Genomic DNA, 9,672 nt, shown 5'->3' with positions numbered 1-9,672 from the left:
CCGCGATCATCATGATCCGGAACCGGATGATGTCTTCCAGACTGTGCCGCACCTTGCCTGGCGCGCGCGGATCCGGGAGGCACTTTGCGACCAGACCCGCCAGGTCGGTCCGGCGTTCGACCTCCCGCAAGAGCGTCAGACCAGCATCGGAACTCATCTCCGCGCCGTCAAAATTGAGAAGAACGGGTTTGCCATTCACGGGTGACAAAGCGGGCTTTCGGGAGGTAGACTGCATCATGGTGAGGGGACGTGCCTTGGAAACTGAGTTTTCTGGCTTCGACAACCAAAAAATACCTGCTTTCAAAAGCTTACGCTACCTTCACCATACCCTCATGAATTATTCGGGTTAAGTTGATGGTCTCCGACAAACTCGGGGCGATTCAGTTTGCCGCCCGATCTCGCTGCAGGAAAGCCCCTGATTTCGGAGCGCATGGATGGTAGTGAAGGACCACCGGCTGGCGCCGGAGGCATCACTTGGAGGAATGTAATTCCAGGTACTGCTTGATGACGTCGTCAGTCACGTTCCCCGATGTGGTGGAGAAATAGCCGCGCGCCCAAAAGCGTCTGCCCCAGTACCGCTTGCGCAGGTCTGGGAACTCCATCTGGATTCGGCGGGATGAGCGGCCCTTGATGCGCTGCATGACATCGGACAGGGACAACTTCGGCGGAATCGACAGGAACATGTGGACATGATCGCGTGCCAAAACGCCTTTTACGATATGGACACCCAGTTCGTCGCAAGTCTGGATGACGATTTTACGGATGCGCTCGCGCATTGCGCCATGCAGAACCTTGTATCGGTACTTCGTAGCCCACACGACATGGTATCTGTGATAAAATCGCGTATGCGCGGATGACGAGTAGCGCATGATCTTCCTCCCCGGAATTTGAAGCCATACTCCTTCGGGGCTTCAAATTCCGGGGAGGAAGATCAGAACAGATTCGCTGAAGCGGACCGGCTGGAAGCCGGTGGCTTCGATCCATTAGGTGGAAAGTGAAAATCTCTTCCCGAGACGTCCTGTGCGCAAGGCGGGACTTCAGAAGGCTTCCGGCTGCGGTGATGTTGTCGGCGTCGGACAGCAGCGCCCTGCCGGTCGCACGGCCGTGAAAGTTCATTTGCTCCTCGATGGCCTGCCGCAAGTTTTGCACGATATGGAACCGGTCAGCGACCTGCTTCGCCTGCGGTGCTCCTTGCCGAGCAGCCTGGGCGTAGAGACCGCACCGATCTCTGCTAATCACTTCCACCTCGGGGTGTCGCTTCAGCCAGTTGGTGCAGCTGACGACATCTCGATCCTCAAGAATGTCGATCACCACGCGACGCTCCAGATCCACAATGATCGTGCCGTAGGTTTGCGATTTCCGCCAGCTCCAGTCGTCGATCCCGATGACCGTCGGCGACTCGGCATTGTCTTGAGCACGGTTCTTCAGCTGCCTAAGCACCGTGTCATCGCTGACCCCAAGGCCCAAACGATGCAACAACCGCTCGGCAGGCCGTCCGCCGGTCGCATGCCCAAGATGGCTGACAATCTCCCTGACACGCGAAGTACGACGTGCAAATGGACGCGCAATCGAGGCGATCTGGTCCGAGAACGTCCGGCGGGGGCAAGCGGGTGCCAGACATCGCCAACGGCAAATTGCGAGATCAACCGTTACCTCGTCTCCATGCGCGGGATAATCCTGCAGCCGCCGACGCCGCCAGCCGTGACGTCGGCGTGAATGCAATCCACAGTCTGGGCAAGTGCCGTTGGGTGCCAAGACGCCAGATACAATCCACCCGCCGGATTCACTTCGCTCAACGCTTTGAACGGCAACATCGCTCCCGGGCGACCAGTGCTTCTTTGAACTCACAACTATCCCTCCTGAATTTTCCAGTTTCAGGATAGTTGTGCCACACAGATTGAGGCAGAGCCGATTTAGGGGCAACGCGACACCTCGTCAAGGCGGCCGTCTTCAGTGCCGACATCGACGACTTTGCAAGAGTGGCTCTGTTGCGCGCTTTCGAGAAGGAGCCTCGTCTGCTTGCTGCGGTTGATCACATCTCGATTTAAGGGCAACGCGACACGTCCATAGATTCGCTCCTCGGTGGTAGCGATGAACCAGAAATCATCCGTTACGAAAACCTCAAATCTGCCCCATAGGCGCTGACGGGTTACACGGGTGTTCGGAGAGGTATTCCCGGAACGCTGAAGGTTGGGCGCAGGTCGGGATGGGGACGTGCCGTCAGCGGTCGGCGGGTTCGAGGATGTCGGCGAGTTTCAGACGCTGGATCTTACCCGACGGGCCCTTGGGCAGTTCGTCGAGGAAGTGGATCTCGTCCGGTGACTTGAACGCGCCGAGGCGGTTGCGGCAAATCTCGATCAGGTCGGCACCGTTGAGGGTGGAACCGTCGCGGACCCGCACCGCCGCCTCGACGGTTTCGCCGTAAGTGGTGCAGGATCTCGCGAAGGCGGCGGCTTCGATCACGTCGGGATGGGTGTAGAGCGCCTCGTCGACCTCGCGGGGGGCGATGTTTTCGCCGCCCTTGATGATGAGTTCCTTCAGGCGGCCGGTGACGAAGACATAGCCTTCGGCGTCCATGCGGGCGAGGTCCCCGGTCCGCAGCCAGCCGTCGCGGAACGTGTCATTAGTGGCACCCGGGTTCTTGAAATAGCCCTGCATCACGTTTGGGCCGCGCACGGTGATCTCGCCCTCGGTTTCGGGCGGCAGGGCGGCGCCGGTGCTGTCCTGGATCTGGACCTCGCAGCCATAGGCCATGCCGGACGAGCCGATCTTGCGGGTGGCAGGCGGCAGGGGGTTCGACAGGATCTGGGCGGCGGTCTCGGTCAGGCCCATGGTCTCAATAATGGGCACGGAAAAGCGGGTCTCGAAGGCTGATTGCGTCTCGACAGCGAGTGCCGAGGAGGCCGAGCGGCCGAAACGGAGGCGATCGCGAACCTCGGGGCTGGGCTCTTCGGTACCGTGCAGCAGGTGCGAGATGATGGTGGGCACGGCGGAGAACCAGGTGATTTCGGCAGTCGCGGCCTGTTCCCAGAACCGCGAGGCGGAGAATTTCGACGTGACGGCGAGGGAGCCGCCGGAGACGAGGCTGCCCATGACGGTCACGCAGAGGCCATTGATGTGGTAGATCGGCAGGATGCAGAAACCGCGGTCGGCCTTGGAAAGGTCGTGGGCGATGGTGGTCGCCCAGCCCCCTGCCAGCAGGCTGGCATGAGTGTGCAGCACGCCCTTGGGGCGGCCGGTGGTGCCGGAGGTGTACATCAGGAGGGCGTGGTCGTCGGGTTTGACCGGATGCAGGTCGGCCTCTGCCTGTTCGGACAATGGTACGGGTGTGATGCCGGTGCTGTTGGCAGCGGCGAATTGATCGGCGCAGGCGTCGTGGACGAGGGCGAGGCGGGCCTCGGAATGCTCGAGCGCATAGGCGATGGCATCGCGGCCTGCGGCAAGGTTGATCATGGTGGCGCGAAAGCCGCCGACAAGGGCACCGTAAAGAGCGACGAGCCCGTCGCGGCTGTTCGGGGCGACGATGGCCACGCTTTCGCCGCGCGCGGCACCGCGGGCGGTGAGGGCGCGGGCGAAGGCGAGCGCGGCGTCCTGAAGCGCGGGCCAGTCGAGGTGGCTGCCATCCTCAGGGAAGACGAAGGCGGCGCCACCAAGGTCGGCGCGGGCAGCGAGCCAGTCGCGGACGGTGCCTTGGGGCGGTGTATCGCGGCTGAGCTTCATTGGCCCGCGGCCTTCCAGTAGTCGGCGAAGATATCCTCGAGCTTGGGCTCGTTTGCGTGGATTTCGCGCACGATCCTGGTGGATTGCAGGAAATGCTTCCAATGGACGTTCTCGTCGATGGAATTGCCGCCCCAGCTGCCGCAGCCCATCGACAGGGAAAAGGGCATGCCGTTGGTGAAGGCGCCGCCGGTGGCGAAGGTATGCGCCTGGTTGACGATGATGCGGCTGGTGGGAATGGCGCGGGCCAGCGTCATGGGGCGGGCGTCGTCAGTGCTGTGCAGGCCGACGGAATGGCCTGCGCCTTGGAACAGCTGGATGTCGCGGGTCATGCGGATGGCGTCGTCGAAATCCTTGGCTGAATAGAGCGCGAGCACGCGGCTGAGTTTCTCGCCAGATAGCGGGTTCTCCGGGCCGATGCGGGCGGTGGGCACGGCGATATACTCGGTGCCCTCGGGGACCTTGCCCGACAGCCCCAGCGCGTCGATCATCTTGTCGGCGTCCTGGGCGATGACCTGACGGTTGAGGTGACCGTCGGGCCAGAGGGCGGCGATGACTGCGGCCTCATCCTCGACTACGGCACCGCCCGCACGCGTCATGGCGGCGATGAAGGCGTCGCGCACGGCGTTCACCACGACGACCGAGTTTTCGGACGAGCAGGACGTGGCGTTGTCGAAGGTTTTCGACGCGCGGATCTTTTCGGCGGCGGCGTCGAGATCGGCGGTTTCATCGACGATGACGGTGGCGTTTCCCGCGCCGACGGCGACGGCTGGGGTGCCGGAGGTCTGGGCGCGGTGAACGTTGTTCTGGCTGCCGGTGGCCACGACCATGTCGCAGGTTTCCATCAGGCGTTGCGTCTTGTCCTTGGAGCCGGGTGCGGGGACCATGCTGACAAGGTCGGGATCCTCGCCGATCTTTGCGAACTCAGCATGGATGAAATCGATCAGTTTCTCGCAGCTGGCAACGCCCTTGGGCGAAGGCGCCACGACGATGGCGTTGCCGCATTTCAGCGCGTTGATGATGTTGTTGGCAGGCGTGGCGGCGGGGTTGGTCGAGGGCACGATCGCGGCCACGACGCCCTTGGGGCGGGCGATTTCGGTGATGCCGGTGGCGGCGTCGTCGCGGATTACGCCATAGGTGATGACGCCCTTTATGTCGCGCATGAGACCCAGGGTCTTGCGGTGGTTCTTGGTGATCTTGTCGGGCAGGTTGCCCAAGCCCGTGGTCTGGACGGCGAGTTCGGCCAGTTCCCGGTTGCGGTCCGGTTCCATGATCGCCCATGCGACGGCCTGCGCGGCGCGGTCGTAGCGCTGTTGGCTGCCCTCGGCCTCGTATCGGCCTTGAGCGGCGCGCGCGCGCGCGATGATGGCGTCCAGGTCTGCGATGGGGTCAGGGGCGTTCATGATGCAAAACCTTTCTGGTGAGGGGCGCGCGGCCCATGGCGCGCGCCCCGGTGGCATGGGGGGTCAGAGACCGGAGAGCAGTTCCTTGAGAGTTTCCTCGCGCGCGGCCCACATCTCGATCACCTCGTCGCGGGTCATGACGTTCATGGGCGAACCGCCCGCTTCCATCTTGCCCGTGACGCGGTCGTTCTCGAACATGGCGGGGACGATCTCGGCCAGCTTGTCGATGATCGGCTGGGGCGTGCCCTTGGGTACCATCACGCCGCGGAAATTGACCGAGGCGTTGTCGATGTCATAGCCCTGTTCCTTCATCGTCGGCACGTCGGGCCGGAAGTCGCTGCGCTCGTTGTCGAAGACACCGAGGATCTTGACGTTGCCGGCCTTTTCGGCGCGGAACGCGTCGGACAGGTTGTTGACCCCGCCCAGCACGTCGCCGGCGATGACGGCCTTCATGGCACCGGCGCCGCCGGCGTTGTTCGGGATGTAAGCCAGTTTGACGCCAGCGGCCTTTTCAAGCTGAAGCGCCGCGATGTGGTGGCCGACATAAAGCCCGGCGCCGGAAAAGGTGAGGCCGCCCGGGTTTTCCTTGGCGTAGTTCACTACGTCTTCCATCGAGTTGAACTCGCTGTCAGCACCGACGACGAAGACCGCCGGGTCGGCGCCCCAGTTGGCGATGGGCTCGAAACTGTCGGTGCTGTAGTCGACGCCGCCCTCGATGGACTGGGCGATGAAGTGAGGCACGTTGTAGGCCCCCAGGGTGTAGCCGTCGGGCTCGACCTGGGTGGCGAGCCAGTTCCAGCCGACGCGGCCGCCCGCGCCGGGCTTGTTGACGATGGCGATGGGCATTCCCAGAGCGTCCTCGTTGCCCGCCGTCATTGTGACGATGCGGGCCTGGAAGTCGGTGGCGCCGCCGGCACCGTAGCTGACCATCAGCATGACGGGGCGTTCGGGGTAGTTTTCCTGTGCCGTGGCGACACCGGCCAGGCCCATGAGCGCAATGGATGCGGCTGCAATCAGTTTCTTCATTTCTTGGTTCCTCCCTTGGAAAGTTGTCTTTCGCTTCTTGGTTTTCAAAAAAGGACCTCTCGCGGGGTGAAGACACCCAAGAGCAGCGCAAAGAGACCGTACATCACGGCCAGGAAACCGGCCGTGATCAGCACTCGTTTGACCCATGTACGCGACGCGCCATGGGGAGCGGGATCGTAGAGGGACAGCAGGATGAAAAAGGCGATGGTGGACGCGGTGTAAAAGCCCAGCGTGGGCGCGGCCCAGAAGACGTAGATCAGCATGACCACGATGCCGGGCAGGATGTTCAGGGTCGCGGTGCGGCTGAGGCCGGGGCCGACCTTGGTCTTGCCCAGCAGCGCCTTGCCGAAGGTCCACAAGGCCAGAGCCACGAAGGCCACCGAGATGATGCGCGGAAAGAGGAACGCGCGGGCGGGCTCGCCGGTGAAGCTGAGCCAGGCGACCCAGACGCCCACCGCGGCGACAAGGCCGCTCGCGACGATGTGCTGCGTGCGGGGCAGGTTCGTCATGTGATCTGCTCCTCGCGTTCGAGGGTGTCTTCCTTGCTGAGATAGCGGCGCTGGCGCAGTTCCATCCAGATCGAGTAGGCGATGGAGGCCACGACGATGCCGATCAGCGTGAGGTTCAGCGTGCCGGTGAAGAAGTAGCTGCCCATGCTGGAGGTGGCGTTGGCGATCATGGCGCCTTGCACGAAATTGGCCTCGGCGATGGGGCCGAGGATGAGGCCCAGCACCAGCGGCGCGGCGGAAAAGCCGAAGCGTTCGAGGAAATACATGCCGGTGCCCAGGGCGGCCATGATGTAGACATCGCCCATGGAGGTCTGCACCGAGTAGCTGCCGAAGACCGCAAGGGCCAGCACCACGGCGGCCATGACCGCGTTGGGCACCTGGGCCACGCGGGCCGCCAGCCCGGCCACGTATAGCCCGAAGATGCACATCAGGATCTGGCCGATCAGCATGGAGTTGATGAAGGTCCAGGCGACATCCGGATAGTTCTCGAAAAGGTCGCTGCCCGGGAAGATGCCGTGGATCAGCAGGCCGCCCAGCAGCACCGCGGCAGTGGGCGAGCCGGGGATCGACAGTGTCAGGAGCGGCACCAGCGAGGGGCCGACCATGGCGTTGTTGGCGCTTTCAGCGGCGATCACGCCTTCGCTGTGGCCGGTGCCGAATTTCTTTTGTTCGCGGCTGGCCTTACGGGCCTGGTCATAGGCGACGAGCCCCGCGATCTGGCCGCCGACGCCGGGGATGAGGCCGATAAAGGAGCCGGTGAGCGTGCCGATGGTCAGCGCACGCGAGCGGCGGAAGACCTCGCGGATCGAGTCCATGATCGGGCTTTTTTCGACCTTCAGCACCTCGGCATCGTGCTGGTGCCGGCCCTTGGCGAACATGGTGATGACCTGCGGAATGGCGAAAAGGCCGATCAGGGCAGGGATGATGTTGATGCCGCCCGACACGCTTGAATGGAAGATGAAGCGCTGGGCGCCCATCACGTCGTCGAACCCGATGGTGGCGAGCCAGAGCCCGATGCAGCCAGATAGCAGCCCCTTGACCACCGAGCTGGAATCGAGCGAGCCGATGACGGTGACGCCGAGGATGGCCAGCCAGAAGAGATGCGACGGCCCGAAGGCAAGCGCCCATTCGGCAAGCACGGGCGTGAGGAAGATCAGCAAAAGCACGCCGAAGACCCCCCCGATGGCCGAGGAGATGAACGACAGTTGCAGCGCCCGCGCGCCCTGGCCGTTTTTGGCCATGGTGTGCCCGTCGAGCGTGGTTGCGATGTTGGCGGGCGCGCCGGGGATCTTGAGCAGGATGGCGCTGACCGCGCCGCCCGCGACGGTCGAGGTATAGGCCGCGCCCAAGAGGATGAGGCCCTGCGTGGGGTCGAGCTTGAACGTGAAGGGAATGAGCAGGGCCACGGCCATGGTCGGCGACAGGCCCGGCGTGGCACCCAAGATCAGCCCGCCGATGGTGCCGATCAGAAGCAGCATGAAGTTGAAAGGCGAGAATACGTCGCCGAAGTAGAACAGGAACTCCAAGCCGTATCCTCCCATTGGCTTGTCGTGATTAACCTGAAAGGATATGCAATGAAAACAATATTGCAAATGTTTTCATTTTCAATCGCAAAAGTCTGGGTAAATGGCTGAAAAGGGAAGAAGAAATGTCGATATCATTGCCGTTGCGAAGGCGGCGCGCGTGTCGCCTTCGACGGTGTCGCGCAGCTTCAATCATCCGGACCTGGTGAAGGCCACGACTCGGAAAAAGATCGACGCCGTGGTGCGGCGGCTGGGCTATATTCGCAACCGCGCGGCGCAGACGATCCACGGCATTCGCAGCGGCACGATTGGGCTGATCGTGCCGACGGTGGACCAGGCGATTTTCGCCGAGATGATCCAGAGTTTTTCCGAGGCGGTGGAGGAGCTTGGCTTCACGATCCTGCTGGCCTCGCACGGGTTCAACCTGGACCGCGAATACAGCCTGACGCGCAAGATGCTGGAGCACCGGGTGGACGGCGTGGCGCTGATCGGGATCGCGCATACGCAGGACACGCTGGATTTGCTGGCGCAACAGGAGATGCCGACGCTGCTTTTGTGGAGCTTTTCGCCCACGGCGCCGTTTCCGTGCGTGGGGTCGGACAATTACGCCGCCGGGGCGTTGATCGGGCGGCACGTGGCCGAGTTGGGGCACAGGCGCGTGGCGGCGATGTTTCCGCCAACAGAGGGCAATGACCGGGCGTCGTTGCGCTTTGCCGGGGTGAAGGACGCGCTGGCCGAGGTGGGGTGCCGCATCCCCGAGGCGTGGCAGCTGGTGGCGCCCTACAGCGTGGCGACGGCAAAAAGTGCGGTTGAGGCGTTGATTGCCGAGGGCGGTCTGCCGACGGCGATCATCTGCGGCAACGACGTGCTGGCCTGGGGCACGCTTCACGCGCTGAACCGCGCCAGGATCGATGTGCCTGGGCAGGTGACGGTGACGGGGATCGGAGACTTCAAGGGCTCGAAGGAGTTCGAGCCGTCGCTGAGCACGGTGCGCATCCCGGCGCGGACCATCGGGGCGCGGGCGGCAGAGGCCATCGTGCAACTGATCACCTCGGAGGAAGCAGTGGACGTGGCGGCGCTTATCCCGCCGGAGATCATGGTTCGGGGGACCAGCGGTCCACCGGGCAAGGCCTGAGGCGCGCCGGCGTCACGCACTGTGCGCGTGGCGAGAGGAACGTGCCGGTCGCGACTAAGACACCCCTGAACGCACTGGACCCCGCAATTGCCGCCTGCGCTCACTATTTCGGCGTCGACACCTCGAACATCTCGACGATTGCAATTGAATATCAGGAGTTCAAGGACGCATGGCATGACCAGTCCGTCATTGCTGCGAAGGAGGCGACGCGCGCGCTGGCACAGCAGTTTGGGGGAGTGGGCAAAACTTGGGGGTGTCTGTGTATGCTAGTGGTTCATTGAGGGGGGAACTACCATGGACGTGCGGATTATTGTCGAGACGACCTTCGAGAATGGAACCATAAAGAGGCATCGTCTCGG

At 63.1% G+C, this 9,672-nt stretch carries 9 protein-coding genes and 1 pseudogene; 2 read left to right on the top strand and 8 right to left on the bottom strand.

The window, feature by feature from the left end; translation table 11 throughout:
• The 8 genes and pseudogenes from BHD06_RS21765 to BHD06_RS21730 all read right to left on the bottom strand — a co-directional run.
• The coding region (locus BHD06_RS21765) for a transposase (protein WP_176214461.1) at positions 1-238 on the bottom strand (238 nt) is incomplete at its 3' end.
• Positions 239-470: 232 nt separating this feature from the next.
• The gene (tnpA, locus tag BHD06_RS21760; RefSeq protein WP_080459053.1) at positions 471-869 is read right to left on the bottom strand and encodes an IS200/IS605 family transposase; all 399 of its coding nucleotides are present in this window, start codon (positions 867-869) and stop codon (positions 471-473) included.
• A 127-nt stretch (positions 870-996) separates the two neighbouring features.
• Positions 997-1,770, bottom strand: a pseudogene (locus tag BHD06_RS21755) (ISL3 family transposase); the annotation flags it as partial.
• 450 nt (positions 1,771-2,220) lie between these two features.
• Positions 2,221-3,720, bottom strand: a complete 1,500-nt coding sequence (locus tag BHD06_RS21750) for an AMP-binding protein (RefSeq protein ID WP_080459051.1) — start codon at positions 3,718-3,720, stop codon at positions 2,221-2,223.
• On the bottom strand, positions 3,717-5,120 hold the full coding sequence (locus BHD06_RS21745; protein WP_080459050.1) for an aldehyde dehydrogenase family protein: 1,404 nt from the start codon (positions 5,118-5,120) through the stop codon (positions 3,717-3,719). The genes BHD06_RS21750 and BHD06_RS21745 overlap by 4 nt, the downstream gene beginning before the upstream one ends.
• A 63-nt stretch (positions 5,121-5,183) precedes the next feature.
• Entirely contained in the window at positions 5,184-6,146 is a 963-nt protein-coding gene (locus tag BHD06_RS21740) for a tripartite tricarboxylate transporter substrate binding protein (protein ID WP_080459049.1), read from the bottom strand.
• A gap of 44 nt (positions 6,147-6,190) precedes the next feature.
• Entirely contained in the window at positions 6,191-6,655 is a 465-nt protein-coding gene (locus tag BHD06_RS21735; RefSeq protein WP_080459048.1) for a tripartite tricarboxylate transporter TctB family protein, read from the bottom strand.
• Complete coding sequence (locus tag BHD06_RS21730; protein WP_080459047.1) at positions 6,652-8,181, bottom strand: tripartite tricarboxylate transporter permease; 1,530 nt, start codon at positions 8,179-8,181, stop codon at positions 6,652-6,654. Before BHD06_RS21730 ends, BHD06_RS21735 begins: the two co-directional genes overlap by 4 nt.
• A 100-nt stretch (positions 8,182-8,281) precedes the next feature.
• Here BHD06_RS21730 and BHD06_RS21725 point away from each other — a divergent pair, with 100 nt between their 5' ends.
• Together BHD06_RS21725 and BHD06_RS24070 are read left to right on the top strand one after the other, a co-directional pair.
• Complete coding sequence (locus tag BHD06_RS21725; RefSeq protein ID WP_080459046.1) at positions 8,282-9,313, top strand: substrate-binding domain-containing protein; 1,032 nt, start codon at positions 8,282-8,284, stop codon at positions 9,311-9,313.
• Between the two features lie 41 nt (positions 9,314-9,354).
• Positions 9,355-9,594: a hypothetical protein gene (locus BHD06_RS24070; RefSeq protein WP_254892563.1), complete on the top strand. Its 240-nt coding sequence runs from the start codon at positions 9,355-9,357 to the stop codon at positions 9,592-9,594.
• Positions 9,595-9,672 lie beyond the last annotated feature (78 nt).

This window comes from Roseovarius sp. A-2 (assembly GCF_002072155.1).
Classification (GTDB): Bacteria; Pseudomonadota; Alphaproteobacteria; order Rhodobacterales; family Rhodobacteraceae; genus Roseovarius.
This window is presented reverse-complemented; position numbering and strand designations above follow the sequence as displayed.

Excerpts from the sequence above, each read along its gene's own strand:
- tnpA (WP_080459053.1), bottom strand. The coding sequence starts at position 869 with ATGCGCTACTCGTCATCCGCGCATACGCGATTTTATCACAGATACCAT.
- BHD06_RS21750 (WP_080459051.1), bottom strand. The coding sequence starts at position 3,720 with ATGAAGCTCAGCCGCGATACACCGCCCCAAGGCACCGTCCGCGACTGG.
- BHD06_RS21745 (WP_080459050.1), bottom strand. The coding sequence starts at position 5,120 with ATGAACGCCCCTGACCCCATCGCAGACCTGGACGCCATCATCGCGCGC.
- BHD06_RS21740 (WP_080459049.1), bottom strand. The coding sequence starts at position 6,146 with ATGAAGAAACTGATTGCAGCCGCATCCATTGCGCTCATGGGCCTGGCC.
- BHD06_RS21735 (WP_080459048.1), bottom strand. The coding sequence starts at position 6,655 with ATGACGAACCTGCCCCGCACGCAGCACATCGTCGCGAGCGGCCTTGTC.
- BHD06_RS21725 (WP_080459046.1), top strand. The coding sequence starts at position 8,282 with ATGGCTGAAAAGGGAAGAAGAAATGTCGATATCATTGCCGTTGCGAAG.